A 13,039-nucleotide genomic window follows, 5' to 3' on the forward strand; every position below is an offset into this window, starting at 1 on the left:
TTACCTCCACATTAGTAGTTTTGCATTCTCAAAAAGAGAGCTGCTTAATAATTTGTTATGAAAAAAGACATCTCGTTTCCAGAAGTAACTGGTGTTAAAATAGCTATTGCAAAAAGCACCAATAATTTAGGTGAAAGTGAATGGCATGCTTACCTCATCAATAAAAATTTGATTGAGTTAGACGATGTTCTTATCGTTTCGAAAGGTCTAGAAAAGGCCAATGGTGAAGGAAGAAAAACATCAACGCTAAGACATATTTTAGGAACAGTAAATGCTCAGAGTTCTGCGCCAATCGAAGCGATAAGTCCAGAAGTATTTTCTTTTCAAAACGAGTTTTGGTTAAGCTACTATATTGTTGGCGAGCTATTCGATAAGAAATTTATAGTTGCTCCCTTTAGCGAATTTGAACTACAGGACATTGAAGATCTGGGTCTTAAAGGGGTTTACGCTCAATAAACAGGTAGCCAAATTTTAAGTAGGGTATTGCCATCAATAAGCGTATCAGCTTAGTAGTGTTCGTAAGCAAACCCTCCTTTTTAACTGATCAAAGATAGTAAAGTACTTTTGTCAGTAAAGTTTGTTTACCGCTTCCAATTGCATACTTTCGACTGAGACTCGACTAGATAAGTTTGTTAAATTTTAAACAGTAGTTAAAAAAGAACTAATGGAACAATTTAGCCCGAACCGAAAAGAAAATGAGTCTGGTAGAGAGCAAATCAAAACCACCCCGCAAAAGCACAGCTCTACTTTACATGTAGAAGAAGCCAATCGTAAACGTGTATCTGTTAGAAGTATAATAGACGATCACTACAGACGAAATAGATAGTTGCTCGCTTTTCTATTTACAGTCTTCCTTTCTTCTTGTATCTACAATGTAGATGATCTTCCAACCCTTTTCTCCTTTAAAAAGCTGAAAAGAGTTTACACCGCAGTGCGAAAAGTTATCACCAAGGTAAAACTCGTAGGGTGTCCAAACGGAAGCCATTGGGCCATCAATTAAGATGTTACCAAATTCAATCCTTTCATCCCAAACCTGATCATGCGGAGTTCCAACTGCATTCAGAAATCCCTTCAGACCACCATCTCTGACCGCCATTTTTCCAGCCCTATCTTTGTCAATACTTTGCATAATAGCCTTATCCGCAAAAGCTGAGTGCACCATAGTGCTATCCCCTTTTCTCATTCCATTAAACATGGTCATAATCGTTTCCTTAATCATGACTTCGTCTGACTGCGCTTTAAGCGTTGTAGTTTGAGTTAAAGCCAGCATAATGAAGCTAACTCCTAGCGTAAATATCTTTTTCATTTTCTTCCTTTTCCAACAAGTTAAACATTCTATCAAAAATCCGTAACCGTCAGTAACCAATTAGGCCGCTTTCTTAGCATAATATTTAGGTCGAAAACGTTTTCGGTTTACCTTTGCACAAACAAGTGAAATGGCTGATCCTTACATAAAAGCGTTACACATTATTTTTATAGTCACCTGGTTTGCAGGGCTGTTTTATATTGTAAGGCTCTTTATTTACCAAGTAGAAGCTGCTGAAAAACCAGAGCCTGACCGATCCATTCTAGGTGCTCAATTAAAGTTAATGGCAAATCGCTTATGGTACATTATCACTTGGCCTTCAGCAGTACTTACTTTATTTCTTGGAAGCTGGATGATCATCAGCAATCCCGCAATGCTTTCGCTCCCATTTATGCAGATCAAACTCAGTTTTGTTTTGCTGCTTTATGTGTATCATTTCGCTTGCCATAAGCTATACAAGCAACTGCAAAACGACATTGTAAAATACACTTCTACCCAACTGCGTATTTTCAATGAAATAGCAACCATTATATTAATCTCAGTTGTATTTCTAATCGTATTGAAGAATGAACTCAACTGGATTAAAGGAACTATTGGCTTTATACTAGTAGCTATACTTTTAATGTTGGGTATAAGAATTTACAAAAGGATAAGGAATCAGAACGAAGAAAAGAAGTAGGCATGAAAAATCAATTGGCAGTTATCGTTTTAGTATTTGTATTCGGGCTTTCTGCCTGCAACGCGCAAAAAAAATCTAAACTCCCTATTTTAGGAAGAACCGATTATGTAGAAACCAACGGAACAATAGATACTGTTTATCATACCATTCCAAACTATAGCTTTGTTGATCAAGATAGCGTTGAGGTGACTCCTAAGACTTTCGAAAACAAAGTTTATGTGGCCGATTTTTTCTTCGGCACTTGCCCTACCATTTGCCCAATTATGAAACAACAAATGCTCCGTGTGTATGACCGATTTGGCGCAAATCCTGAGTTTGGAATTATATCTCACACCATAGATCCTGACCACGATACCGTAGCTTACCTAAAAGATTATTCTGAACGCATTGGTATTATGGATAACAAAGTATGGCACTTTGTAACCGGCAAAAAAGATGAAATTTATGAGTTGGGAACTGCGGCAGGATACATGGTTCAAGTAGGTGAAGATGAATCAGCTGATGGTGGCTACATTCATAGTGGTGCGTTTATTCTTGTAGATAAGGAGAGACGAATTAGAGGTTTTTATGATGGCACAGTGCCTGCAAAAGTCGATATACTAATGAATGACATCGACAGATTATTAAAAGAATACGAGGACGAATGAAAAAGCAACTATTCATCTTTGTAGTTTTTATAGGCTTAGCCACTGGCTGTTCAGGTAATAAAAAGGCTGATAGTGAAACGGCTAACGACACACTGGACAACTTTGACCAAAAGGAAACCCAATATTACTCCAACGGACGAAGGTTATACAAAACAATTTGTCAGAATTGCCACATGGAAAATGGGGAGGGGCTTGGAAAACTGATTCCTCCCTTGGCCAAGTCTGACTATATGAAAAACAATAGAGCAAACCTACCCAGAATAGTAAAGTATGGATTAAATGGCCCCATCACTGTAAATGGAATTGAGTTCAACCAACCAATGCCAGCTAACCCAAAATTAACGGATATCGAAGTAGCTGAAATTCTTACTTATGTAGGAAATACTTGGGGGAATGGGCTCGGCAGTTTTACTACCGAAGAGGTGATCAAAAGTATTTCAGAAGAGCAGTAAACTTAGTTTTTCAGAATTTCTTTAGCCTCTGCAATACTGCTATTAATATCTTCCTTCACCTTTTTTACTCTTTCGATTTCAGCATTAATAAAGGTCATTTTCTCCTCCTCAGTAGATTCATTATTCACATGAGGTGTAGAATTTGCACTCCATTCATTCATCCATTTCATCATCCCCTCTTGTGCTTTTTCTAAGTTCAAAGCAGCATCTCTGAGTTCATCTGGGTTTGTGCCACTAGCTACTTTTTCAAGTACTTTCTTTTTAAGAGTCATCAACTCCCCCATTTTGGGCATTACCTCATCGTGAATGGCAAAGACTTCAGTTTTCAGAGTTTCGAATTTGTCTTCCTTTTTAGCACACGCAAAAACAAATAAGACAATTACTAGCAACGAAATGGCTTTTTTCATAACAGTCATTAATATTGGGTAAAGCTAACTTCTGTAGTAATAAGCCCCAAGAAATTTCACAAAGAATGCTTAATAACTATCGTAAGCTAAACCAGCAAAAACGCCATCTTTCAAGATGTACATCAGTTTGTCTGGATCTTTCTTGTTCAAGGCCAGTTTGCCTCTAATTCTTATTCGTTTTGTAGTGTACTTGATTTGCTCCTTCATGGTAACTTCCATTACTGTTTCTGGCCCGCCAGATCCGCAAAAGAAACACTCACTAATAGGTAGTGAAGAAATAATCAATTGAGTAGGCTTAAACATTCCTTCGAAGGGAATGATATAGCCATCGACTTCTACCTCTTGACCTTCTACGGCTTGAATTTCCTTGCTGAAAACAGGGAGATAAACATCACCATATTCATCTTTAGAAATTTCATAGGTCACCTCTGTTAAGGTTTTCCATAATTTTGCTCCTGAAATTTTAGGCTCTTGGGCATTAAGCCCAGCAGAAACAACCGTCACTAATAATATTGTTAAAAATCTTTTCATATCATTCTTGTGCTAATACTTTCGAAATATCTGTTCTATACGCATTAAAGGCTGGTAAAATCGAAGCCAAAACGCCAACTCCTACACTTATAAGCAATACGTAAAACTCCCCCTTCACCAAAACCATTCCTGAAATACCAATCGCTTCAGATTTCTCATAAAGCCCAGTTAAGAATTCTACCAAACCATGGCCGAGTACAAAACCCAATGCGCCACCAATTGTAGTAATAATGATGCCTTCAAAAATTACATGAACAAACAATTTGGTTTTTGAAGCACCCAGCGATCGCATAATGGCCAAGTCATACTTCCGGTCTTTCAGGGCATTGTAAAGAGAAATAAAAATGCTTAATCCTGCAATTACGATTATAATATACGCAAAGCTTTTGATCATGTTTACACCAATACCCATAAGCGAAAATAACCTTTGGGTTTCAAAAGCTGGAGAGGCCGCCTGCATATTAGTATTGCTGTTAATCATTCTGGGCATGGTAACCGCCCCCATTGCCGATCTATACTGAATAAGCATTGATGTGATTTCATCCTCTGGGCCGCCTTCAGGTAAACCCGTTTCATATGCAGAGCCCAAAACTGGTTCGTTATCATGATCGTGATCCGCTTCCTCCTCTCCTTCTTCAGCACTATGATCATGTACTTGCCAGATACTTTCAATATTGGTCAAAATGAGGTTATCTAAAGCCGAGTTACTAGGTTCTAAAATCCCCACTATTTTATAGCTGGCTTCATCATGATCAAGATCGGTGTCACTCAAACCGTGTGCTCCAAAAAATTCATCGCCAATCTTCAGACCTAATTGCATGGCTACATTTGTACCAATGGTGCATTCTAAATTATATTTCCATAAGCCGCCAGATGCCAGGCTTCCTTCATAAAGCTTTACGTAGTCATGGTTAGTACCTACAATTCTAAAGCCTTGGTAGTTATCGCCTAAAGCCAAAGGAATTGCCGATTTTACCTGACGGTTTCGAGTCAAGGCTTTTGCCTCGTCTAATTTTATATTACCCGTAGGGAAATCGATGTGATACACATTCGCTAAAATCAACTGCAGCGGACTACCTTTCGCTCCTACCACCAAATCAATTCCTCTTTTATTCTTGGCTAGGTTTTCTTCCAACTGAGAATTGAGAATCATCAGCACCAAAATGATGGCGATTCCTAACCCCATCAACAACACATTCAAAAAGGTATTGAGGGGCTTATCCTTTATATATTTCCAACTAAGTAAAAACAGGTTCATTGCTCGTTCAGGTTTAGTTGTAAATCAAAAGCATCTTTCACACGTTGATCATGTGTGGCAATTATCAATGAAGCATTATTACTCTCAGCCTGCTCTTTCAGCAACTGAATTACACTATTTGCATTATCATCATCTAAGCTTGCGGTAGGTTCATCGGCCAAGATCACACGTGGTTTATTCAGCAAAGCCCTAGCAATGGTCACTCTTTGTTGCTCTCCTTGGCTCAACTGTCTCACTTTAGAATTCAGTTTTTCACCCAAATTTAAGGTCTCTAAAACTTCCTTAATCCGCGCTTTATCTTGGGGAATTCCAGAAAAATACTGCGCCAGCAAAAGGTTGTCTTTTACGGTAAGTGCTGAAACCAAATGTGCCTTTTGAAAAACAAGACCAATATTCTGCCCCCTGTACTTATCCATTTCGCTTCCAGAAAGTTGGTATAAGTTAGTTTCATCAATGATCACTTTACCTTCAACTGGTTTTAGGAGCCCGCCAAGAATGTGGAGCAAGGTGGTTTTTCCACTTCCCGACTTACCCAGTATCATCAGATGTTGCTTCTCCTTAATTTCCATGTGCGGAACAGTAAGAATTCGCTTTTCTGAATATCCGAAATTTAGGTTTTCAATGGTTATCATATCCCTTTCAAAAATTCAGTCGCAAGTAACCAACTTGTGTTTAAAAATGGCAACCGATGGTGTAGTTTTGGGCAGAATAACCATTATATCAATCTCCCGTTTCATTCAAAGTCATTCCATCTTTTGAATGCCTCGAATTTTTAATAATAAATAATACCTTTACGGCTTACTCAAAATTGAAGATTAATATGTTGGATTTCTTTAAAAAGAAAAAAGACAAGGCACCAAAACAGAAGAAAGGTTTCTTTAGAGAACTTTTTAATGATGTGCTTTTCGCCTTAATAGCGGTCACTATTATCCGCGGTTTATTTATTGAAGCCTATGCCATTCCAACTGGCTCAATGGAAAACTCCATGCTTATTGGCGATCACCTTTTTGTTAGCAAATTGCATTATGGCGCCCGAACGCCAAAAACACCTATAAAATTTCCTTTGGCGCATCAAGATTTTTGGGGATCAGGAATTCCATCTTATTGGGACGGCATCCAACTTCCGCAATACAGATTGCCTGGTTTTAGAAAAGTAAGAAGAGGTGAGCCTGTAGTTTTCAACTATCCTCCAGATTTAAAATTCCCAACTGATATTAAGACATTCTATGTAAAACGTTGTGTCGCAATCCCTGGTGATGTGCTAGAAGTTCGCGACCAACAAGTATACATCAACGGAGAACCAATGGAGAATCCTCCACACATGCAAACAAGCTATTTTGTAGAAACTCAAAACGGAATTCATCCGAGATACATGCGAGAATTAGGTATAACGGACTACACTGATGATAGCCCAATGCAAGATTATGCCACTACAGCTTCTCCAAATTATCAGTACAACGGAAAGCTCGGTTTCTATATGAACACCAGCCAAGAACAGGCAGACGAACTAGCTAAGTTGAGTTTCGTTACCAGTGTTGAGAAAGTAGTTTACAGAAAAGGTGAGGGACATAAAGCTTTCCCCGAAGCACAACAATACTTAGGAGCGGAATACACTGCCTACAACCCTGTAACGGATTTTGGTTGGACAACCGATTTCTTTGGCCCTTTGACCATGCCTGAAAAAGGGAAAACTATTCAACTGACACCGGAGAACGTTGACTTATACAGAACTCCAATTGAGCATTATGAAGGGAATGATGATGTAGAAATTAGAGGAAGTGAAGTATTTATTGAAGGACAAAAAATTACAGAGTACACCTTCAAGCAAGGGTACTACTTTATGATGGGCGACAACCGTCATAACTCTGAGGATTCGCGCTCATGGGGTTTTGTGCCTGCAGATCATATTGTAGGTAAACCATTGTTCATTTTCTGGTCCATAGATAGAACCGATCCAGAAGCTGGATTCTTCTCTAGAATTCGTTGGAATAGAATATTTGATTTAATAAAGTAATGCGTAAAAGACTGATTCTCATATTATTCATTTTAAGCACTTCGATAGCAAGTTTTGCTCAAGAGCAGAACATGTGGAAGACGCTTTCCAATGTAACTGTTGAAAAGAGTTTTGATGAGGTATTAAGCATTGATGTTGAGCATTACAATTTTGCCAGCCAGGTAAAAGCCCTTAACGGGAAAAAAATCAGCCTTGAGGGTTGGATGATTCCTCTGGATGAACTGAGGGGTGAAAACTACTTTGTGTTATCTTCTTTGCCATTTGCCAATTGTTTTTTTTGCGGTGGTGCTGGGCCAGAAACCGTGGCTGAAGTCTTTAGTAAAAAGGAAGTAAAGTTTACGGAAAAGAAAGTTAAAGTAACAGGAGTGCTCACCCTAAATTCAGATGACCCTCTGCGCTTAATGTACATACTCAACGATGTTGAAGTAGACGAAGCGAAAGACTAAAGTTCTCTTTCACCCTTAAGTCAAGGTTAAGTTAGCCTCCAAGAAATGATGAAACTTCTTTTAGAGGAATATAATGGGAAGGGTCAAAAGTAACGGCTAATATGAATGTTCTTTTTGGCTTGGCGTGCATTGCTGTCGGAATGACTCTCTTGATAAGGGTATGGATAAAGCCATATGAAAAGTCATCTTGGCTATTTAATACCCAGGCGGTAGCTATTGCTATTGGGTTAATAATTATTGGAGTCATGTATCTATCAGAATAACCTCTTAACGCTCACTGGCCTGCTGCTGTAACTGGTGCTTGCCTATCTTATTTTCCGCTTGCAGCGCATTACTTCTATTGGGAAAAGACCATTGTGAACTAGTGTAGAGAGTTAAGAGTAACTGATTTTTCATTCATAGCTAAAATCCTCCCCCAAGCCCCTCCAATTATCTTCATTGCCCAATTCTAATGTTTTCGGTTGAGGGGGACAGTGGTTACCGATAGTAAGTATTAAGCCAATTCACACTCCTGTTTTCTAGTTATTTACATTTGAGATCACTACCTTGTATAAAAAGGTACTAGTTAACACAACATATTTGACGCTCATTACGTTGTTCTCCAACAACCTAAAACGGACGGTCAAATAGTCCAAAGGTCACCAACACAAACGACATGCAACAACTCAAAGAATTTTTCTGGTTCTGTGCGGGGGTCAACCGCTCATTATTGAACCGATGCCCCACCGATGCTTCAAAATACACTGGAATAGGCGCTGCCGTTTTCTTCACTGGTGTTTTAGCCGCACTTTCTGGCGGATATGCCTTTCATACCGTTTTCGAAAATGTTTGGTGGGCACTCGCTTTTGGTTTGCTCTGGGGAACGATCATTTTCAATCTCGATCGCTTTATTGTTTCCACCATGCGAAAAAACAAGAAGGGTTTTGGTAGAGAACTTCTTACTGCTTCCCCTCGAATATTATTGGCCATTATGTTGGCTATTGTGATTTCGAAACCGCTCGAACTTCGAATTTTCTCAAAAGAAATTGATCGAAAACTGATTACACTGGAAGAGGAAATTTATCAGAAAGAGATTATTGATCTAGAACGAAGATACGCTACCCAACTGGCCACAATCGATGGTCAAATTAGTAGTCTAAAAACTGAAATAGTAGCCAAAACTGAAAAGCGTGATGAGCTAGCAAAAGCCGCTCAGCAAGAAGCCGATGGCACTGGTGGTTCGGGAAAAAGGAATGCTGGCCCTATTTACCAAATCAAAAAAGCAGATGCCGATCAGGCACAAAAGGAGTTGACTGAATTACAAGCTATTAACTTACCACTGATTACGGATAAACAACAAGAATGGAATACCCTTTTCCAAGCCAAGCAAACGGAGATTACCAACCTAAAACGCAATCCATGGAATGGTATGGCTGCTCAATTACAGGCCTTAAGAATTTTGGGGGAAGAAAACACTGCAATTCATTTTGCTAATATCTTCATTATGCTGCTTTTCATTTTATTGGAGTGCACCCCAATTGTAGCCAAACTCATTTCTGGCCGTGGACCTTATGATGAAATGCTGGAAATCAGAGAGCACTTCTACAAAAACCATAACATAGAAAAACTAGCAGAAATGGACCATAATACCTATGAAAAGGTAAAGGGGTATTCTACTTTTCCTGGGAATTAATAAATAATTAAGAAGGTCAAGTTAGATAAAGGGTAATAAACTATGAACTTATGTCTTTAACTTTTGGCTCATGCACAGGATATTAATACTCTCAATCAGTTTTATACTCCTGAGTAGTTTTCAATGCTCAAAATGGGCGAAGTATGCGGAAACAGTAAATATTGAATTGCAGCCAGTAGAACCCAGAGTTATTAATGATTCGATTGCTTTGACAGTTCAGATAACTACAGTTGAAGAGCTGAACAAAAAGGCCGGCTTAGTTGAATTAGATTTTTACTATTTACCGAGCTCGTTTGAAAAATCAAATTTTGACCTCCCAGTGACTAATTCTCAAAAGGTAACAAGCATACAACTAGAAAATGATGTTTCAAGTCAAACAGAAGTTAACCTAAAGTTTAAATGGCTGGAAGGACATAGCCTTTATGTTCAACAATTGATAACCAAAAAGAAGAGGAAAACACACTCTCCTTTGCTCATCATAATGGAGAGTATAGAAAATAATACACCCCAACAGTAAGTGCGGTCTAGAAAGCTGAAGGGAAAAGTGGTTACTTATGATTTGGCACATTAATTTAACGGACTCTTACGGTCTTGCTAAAACGGCAAGACCGTAAGAGTGACGGATCATTTTGTCGTCATTCTGAGTGAGAGTATTTCTCTACCGAGAAATACTCGACCGAAAGAATCTGTCTGTTATTGGCACTTAACTTTCAAGAGTTATCTATTTTATCTACTTAAAGTGTATTTTAGTAGCAGGGCAGAAAGGTTCGTTCACCCCATACCCTAGGCTGAAAAAAGCCATTATAAAGATGATTAAGAACTTAATTAAAGTGGATTACATACTATCGAGTTGGTTTTCGAATACTCATAACAAGTTGATTCCTGGTACAGCTTTCCTTTTTTTAAATAAAGTTGTTTTCCTGTGGGTAAGCATTTTCTTTTTCTCCACAAGCTTCTCACAAAAAGAAATCAATATTGAGATATATGTGAGTGTTCGGCTTATAGGTGCAGCAATAATTTTGTATGGTTTTCAAAATAGAACAAAGAGGTATATTGAAAAGCTTAAAATGAATGAAGTATACTCCAAGCTTTCTTAAGCCGAGATAAGAGCAAATAGGTTTTTTGGTATCCTAATTTTCTCCGTGAGCTTCTTTTCAATATTTATAATTGTTGCTTTGTTCAATCAATAAGTACTTCTTCAAGGGGCTGGAAAATTCGTTTGCAAAGCACAAACAAGAAGATAAATAGAATGATTAAGGAATTTGAAAACGGAATATTAACAGCGAATGGGGCAGCCTTAGGTAAACTCAAGAATGTTAGCTTAAATGATAAGTTGTATTCTTGTGATATAGAAAACCTTAATTTATCTCAAGTTCCTGATTTAGAGGCCTTGCTAAAATCATATAATAGTGCTTTCCTTGATATATCTTTGATGCTTTTAGATCCAATCCAGGATGAGATTATGTCCAAATATGAATTGCAACTTAATAACGAATACACCATTTGTTATATACATCTCACTGAAGTAAGTCATATGAGCTTTGAGGTGAGTAATGTTCCTCAGAAAAGCAAAAAGCCACTCAAATGAGTGGCTTTAATATTATCAGCCTGAGTATGTAATATCTATCTTCTACTGTAGTTAGGTGCTTCGCGTGTAATCATAATATCATGCGGATGGCTTTCGCTCATACCCGCATTGGTGATTTTCACGAACTGCGCTTTTTGCAAATCTTCAATAGTACCAGCACCACAGTAGCCCATCCCTGCTTTCAAACCACCTGTTAACTGGTAAAGCATTTCCTGAACTGTTCCCTTATAAGGTACACGCCCTACAATTCCTTCTGGCACTAATTTCTTAATGTCATCTTCGGCATCTTGGAAATAACGGTCTTTCGATCCATCTTCCATGGCCTCTACAGAACCCATACCTCTATACGATTTGAATTTTCTTCCTTCGTAAAGAATTACTTCACCCGGAGCCTCTTCAGTTCCTGCAAGCAACGAACCAATCATAATCGTACTAGCCCCACCAGCAATGGCCTTTACCAAGTCGCCAGAGTAACGAATACCGCCATCAGCAATAATCGGAACACCTGAGCCTTGAATGGCTTTAGCCGACTCATATACAGCCGAGAGCTGTGGCATGCCCACGCCCGCAATTACTCGCGTTGTACAGATACTACCTGGGCCAACACCTACTTTAATGGCGTCTGCACCTGCATCTACCAAAGCTTTGGCAGCCGCAGCAGTAGCAATGTTTCCTACAATTAATTCTAAATCAGGATAAGTAGCTTTAACACGTTTTGCCATATCAATCACTCCTTTGGAATGACCATGTGCTGTGTCAATAGAGATCACATCCACGCCTGCATTTCTCAATGCATCAATTCTTTCGATAATATCTGGCGTAACCCCAACAGCAGCCCCTACTCTTAAACGACCGTATTCATCTTTACAAGCGTTCGGTCTGTCTCTGTTTTTCAGAATATCTTTGTAGGTAATTAGGCCACTTAGTTTGCCGTGTTCGTCAATAATTGGAAGTTTCTCGATTTTATATTCTTGAAGAATGCCCTCGGCCTCATCTAAACCAATTCCCATTTTCGCGGTAATCAAGTTCTCGATGGTCATGATTTCGCGCACCGGCTTGGTCATGTCTTTAATAAAGCGCATGTCGCGGTTGGTTACAATACCAACCAAGTTTTGATCTTTATCAACTACTGGAATACCACCAATTTTATTCTCGCGCATGATTTTCTCCGCATCCCTTGCTGTGCTTTCTACATTCAGGGTAATTGGGTCTAAAATCATTCCACTTTGCGAACGTTTTACTTTTCGCACTTGCTGGGCTTGTTCATCGGCTTTCATGTTTTTATGAATAAAACCTAAGCCACCTTCCAGCGCCATTGCAATGGCCAATTCGTATTCAGTAACGGTATCCATAGCGGCCGAAACCAATGGAATATTCAACTGAATGTTTCTGGTAAGTAATGTTTTTGTATTGGTATCTCTGGGTAAAATCTCAGAGTAAGCAGGAAGAAGCAGGACATCATCGTAGGTCAGTGCTTCAAAAAGGAATTTGTTTGTATCGAGAGCCATGGCAAATAAAAACAGGGTTTATTTGCCGGACAAAATTACAAAAATTGTCCGATTTAAAAACATTAGCAGAATAATAAATCTAGTTGGATCTTTTTAAAGGGCATTATCTCGGAGAGACAGTAAAACTACTTAGAGTTCAGAAAATAAGCTTCCTCAAAAAGAGTAAAATCCGTAACTCTACTGCTGCTCATTTTAAGTGTATATGGGTAACTAGATCGCACCTCCCTTTTCATTAAAAAATTATTAGAATCGATGAAAACATTTTCCTTATTGAGAAACTCATCCCCTATTTGATTCTTGAGTAATTTAGTGTCTTGAACACCAGTAAATACGATTGCAACATCTCGAAGACTTTCATAATTTTCGGTTACAAAATAGGTGGCAGAACTTATACAGCCTCCACACCCTTCTCCAGGGATTACTATTATGTCATTATAAGGCTTTTCCATTAGGTTACCAATAACTTTGTTAATCTGAATTTCATTGTCCTCAAATTTATTTGAACAGGAATTAATGAGTATTAAAAGAAAT

The 13,039-nt window shown here is 38.5% G+C and carries 18 protein-coding genes; 10 read left to right on the plus strand and 8 right to left on the minus strand.

From position 1 onward, the window contains the following. Positions 1 to 57 precede the first annotated feature (57 nt). Both AAC026_RS00120 and AAC026_RS00125 read left to right on the plus strand, forming a co-directional pair. Positions 58 to 456, plus strand: coding sequence for a hypothetical protein (locus tag AAC026_RS00120; RefSeq protein WP_339693882.1), 399 nt, complete (start codon positions 58 to 60; stop codon positions 454 to 456). A gap of 208 nt (positions 457 to 664) precedes the next feature. After that, the gene (locus AAC026_RS00125; RefSeq protein ID WP_339608631.1) at positions 665 to 826 is read left to right on the plus strand and encodes a hypothetical protein; all 162 of its coding nucleotides are present in this window, start codon (positions 665 to 667) and stop codon (positions 824 to 826) included. A 12-nt stretch (positions 827 to 838) separates the two neighbouring features. Here the strand turns inward: AAC026_RS00125 and AAC026_RS00130 are convergent, their stop codons facing one another. After that, positions 839 to 1,306 (minus strand): nuclear transport factor 2 family protein, encoded by a 468-nt coding sequence (locus AAC026_RS00130; RefSeq protein ID WP_339693885.1) that lies wholly within the window; start codon positions 1,304 to 1,306, stop codon positions 839 to 841. Positions 1,307 to 1,436: 130 nt separating this feature from the next. Between AAC026_RS00130 and AAC026_RS00135 the strand changes: the two genes are divergently transcribed. From AAC026_RS00135 to AAC026_RS00145, 3 genes are read left to right on the plus strand one after another with little or no spacing between them, the layout of a single operon-like run. Continuing rightward, a complete protein-coding gene (locus tag AAC026_RS00135) occupies positions 1,437 to 1,985 on the plus strand; it encodes a CopD family protein (protein WP_339693888.1) in 549 nt (182 codons plus the stop codon). Positions 1,986 to 1,987: 2 nt separating this feature from the next. Further along, positions 1,988 to 2,632: an SCO family protein gene (locus AAC026_RS00140; RefSeq protein WP_339693891.1), complete on the plus strand. Its 645-nt coding sequence runs from the start codon at positions 1,988 to 1,990 to the stop codon at positions 2,630 to 2,632. Then, the gene (locus AAC026_RS00145; RefSeq protein WP_339608635.1) at positions 2,629 to 3,084 is read left to right on the plus strand and encodes a cytochrome c; all 456 of its coding nucleotides are present in this window, start codon (positions 2,629 to 2,631) and stop codon (positions 3,082 to 3,084) included. The genes AAC026_RS00140 and AAC026_RS00145 overlap by 4 nt, the downstream gene beginning before the upstream one ends. A 2-nt stretch (positions 3,085 to 3,086) precedes the next feature. On the opposite strand, the gene AAC026_RS00150 is transcribed toward AAC026_RS00145, so the two are convergent. From AAC026_RS00150 to AAC026_RS00165, 4 genes are all read right to left on the minus strand, one after another. Next, positions 3,087 to 3,491, minus strand: coding sequence for a hypothetical protein (locus AAC026_RS00150; RefSeq protein ID WP_339608636.1), 405 nt, complete (start codon positions 3,489 to 3,491; stop codon positions 3,087 to 3,089). A 69-nt stretch (positions 3,492 to 3,560) separates the two neighbouring features. Continuing rightward, positions 3,561 to 4,022: a hypothetical protein gene (locus AAC026_RS00155; protein WP_339608637.1), complete on the minus strand. Its 462-nt coding sequence runs from the start codon at positions 4,020 to 4,022 to the stop codon at positions 3,561 to 3,563. A gap of 1 nt (position 4,023) precedes the next feature. After that, complete coding sequence (locus AAC026_RS00160) at positions 4,024 to 5,280, minus strand: FtsX-like permease family protein (RefSeq protein WP_339693894.1); 1,257 nt, start codon at positions 5,278 to 5,280, stop codon at positions 4,024 to 4,026. Then, positions 5,277 to 5,912, minus strand: a complete 636-nt coding sequence (locus AAC026_RS00165) for an ABC transporter ATP-binding protein (RefSeq protein ID WP_339693897.1) — start codon at positions 5,910 to 5,912, stop codon at positions 5,277 to 5,279. The genes AAC026_RS00160 and AAC026_RS00165 overlap by 4 nt, the downstream gene beginning before the upstream one ends. 176 nt (positions 5,913 to 6,088) lie before the next feature. On the opposite strand from AAC026_RS00165, the gene lepB reads away from it, so the two are divergent. Together lepB and AAC026_RS00175 are read left to right on the plus strand one after the other, a co-directional pair. Beyond that, entirely contained in the window at positions 6,089 to 7,294 is a 1,206-nt protein-coding gene (gene lepB / locus AAC026_RS00170; protein WP_339693900.1) for a signal peptidase I, read from the plus strand. Next, entirely contained in the window at positions 7,294 to 7,740 is a 447-nt protein-coding gene (locus AAC026_RS00175) for a hypothetical protein (RefSeq protein WP_339606828.1), read from the plus strand. Before lepB ends, AAC026_RS00175 begins: the two co-directional genes overlap by 1 nt. A gap of 31 nt (positions 7,741 to 7,771) precedes the next feature. On the opposite strand, the gene AAC026_RS00180 is transcribed toward AAC026_RS00175, so the two are convergent. Then, positions 7,772 to 7,987: a hypothetical protein gene (locus tag AAC026_RS00180; protein WP_339606829.1), complete on the minus strand. Its 216-nt coding sequence runs from the start codon at positions 7,985 to 7,987 to the stop codon at positions 7,772 to 7,774. Positions 7,988 to 8,395: 408 nt separating this feature from the next. On the opposite strand from AAC026_RS00180, the gene AAC026_RS00185 reads away from it, so the two are divergent. The 3 genes from AAC026_RS00185 to AAC026_RS00195 all read left to right on the plus strand — a co-directional run bounded on the left by AAC026_RS00185 (position 8,396) and on the right by AAC026_RS00195 (position 11,000). After that, positions 8,396 to 9,412: a DUF4407 domain-containing protein gene (locus tag AAC026_RS00185; protein WP_339693903.1), complete on the plus strand. Its 1,017-nt coding sequence runs from the start codon at positions 8,396 to 8,398 to the stop codon at positions 9,410 to 9,412. Between the two features lie 166 nt (positions 9,413 to 9,578). After that, a complete protein-coding gene (locus AAC026_RS00190) occupies positions 9,579 to 9,929 on the plus strand; it encodes a hypothetical protein (protein WP_339606831.1) in 351 nt (116 codons plus the stop codon). A 732-nt stretch (positions 9,930 to 10,661) separates the two neighbouring features. Next, a complete protein-coding gene (locus AAC026_RS00195) occupies positions 10,662 to 11,000 on the plus strand; it encodes a hypothetical protein (protein ID WP_339606834.1) in 339 nt (112 codons plus the stop codon). 35 nt (positions 11,001 to 11,035) lie between these two features. On the opposite strand, the gene guaB is transcribed toward AAC026_RS00195, so the two are convergent. Next, complete coding sequence (gene guaB, locus AAC026_RS00200; RefSeq protein WP_339606835.1) at positions 11,036 to 12,508, minus strand: IMP dehydrogenase; 1,473 nt, start codon at positions 12,506 to 12,508, stop codon at positions 11,036 to 11,038. Positions 12,509 to 12,633: 125 nt separating this feature from the next. Further along, positions 12,634 to 12,957, minus strand: coding sequence for a hypothetical protein (locus AAC026_RS00205; protein WP_339693905.1), 324 nt, complete (start codon positions 12,955 to 12,957; stop codon positions 12,634 to 12,636). Positions 12,958 to 13,039: the final 82 nt, after the last annotated feature.

It is taken from the genome of uncultured Roseivirga sp. (assembly GCF_963973945.1).
Lineage (GTDB): Bacteria > Bacteroidota > Bacteroidia > Cytophagales > Cyclobacteriaceae > Roseivirga.

Excerpts from the sequence above, each read along its gene's own strand:
- AAC026_RS00120 (WP_339693882.1), top strand. The coding sequence starts at position 58 with ATGAAAAAAGACATCTCGTTTCCAGAAGTAACTGGTGTTAAAATAGCT.
- AAC026_RS00125 (WP_339608631.1), top strand. The coding sequence starts at position 665 with ATGGAACAATTTAGCCCGAACCGAAAAGAAAATGAGTCTGGTAGAGAG.
- AAC026_RS00130 (WP_339693885.1), bottom strand. The coding sequence starts at position 1,306 with ATGAAAAAGATATTTACGCTAGGAGTTAGCTTCATTATGCTGGCTTTA.
- AAC026_RS00135 (WP_339693888.1), top strand. The coding sequence starts at position 1,437 with ATGGCTGATCCTTACATAAAAGCGTTACACATTATTTTTATAGTCACC.
- AAC026_RS00140 (WP_339693891.1), top strand. The coding sequence starts at position 1,988 with ATGAAAAATCAATTGGCAGTTATCGTTTTAGTATTTGTATTCGGGCTT.
- AAC026_RS00145 (WP_339608635.1), top strand. The coding sequence starts at position 2,629 with ATGAAAAAGCAACTATTCATCTTTGTAGTTTTTATAGGCTTAGCCACT.
- AAC026_RS00150 (WP_339608636.1), bottom strand. The coding sequence starts at position 3,491 with ATGAAAAAAGCCATTTCGTTGCTAGTAATTGTCTTATTTGTTTTTGCG.
- AAC026_RS00155 (WP_339608637.1), bottom strand. The coding sequence starts at position 4,022 with ATGAAAAGATTTTTAACAATATTATTAGTGACGGTTGTTTCTGCTGGG.
- AAC026_RS00160 (WP_339693894.1), bottom strand. The coding sequence starts at position 5,280 with ATGAACCTGTTTTTACTTAGTTGGAAATATATAAAGGATAAGCCCCTC.
- AAC026_RS00165 (WP_339693897.1), bottom strand. The coding sequence starts at position 5,912 with ATGATAACCATTGAAAACCTAAATTTCGGATATTCAGAAAAGCGAATT.
- AAC026_RS00175 (WP_339606828.1), top strand. The coding sequence starts at position 7,294 with ATGCGTAAAAGACTGATTCTCATATTATTCATTTTAAGCACTTCGATA.
- AAC026_RS00180 (WP_339606829.1), bottom strand. The coding sequence starts at position 7,987 with ATGACTCCAATAATTATTAACCCAATAGCAATAGCTACCGCCTGGGTA.
- AAC026_RS00185 (WP_339693903.1), top strand. The coding sequence starts at position 8,396 with ATGCAACAACTCAAAGAATTTTTCTGGTTCTGTGCGGGGGTCAACCGC.
- AAC026_RS00195 (WP_339606834.1), top strand. The coding sequence starts at position 10,662 with ATGATTAAGGAATTTGAAAACGGAATATTAACAGCGAATGGGGCAGCC.
- guaB (WP_339606835.1), bottom strand. The coding sequence starts at position 12,508 with ATGGCTCTCGATACAAACAAATTCCTTTTTGAAGCACTGACCTACGAT.
- AAC026_RS00205 (WP_339693905.1), bottom strand. The coding sequence starts at position 12,957 with ATGGAAAAGCCTTATAATGACATAATAGTAATCCCTGGAGAAGGGTGT.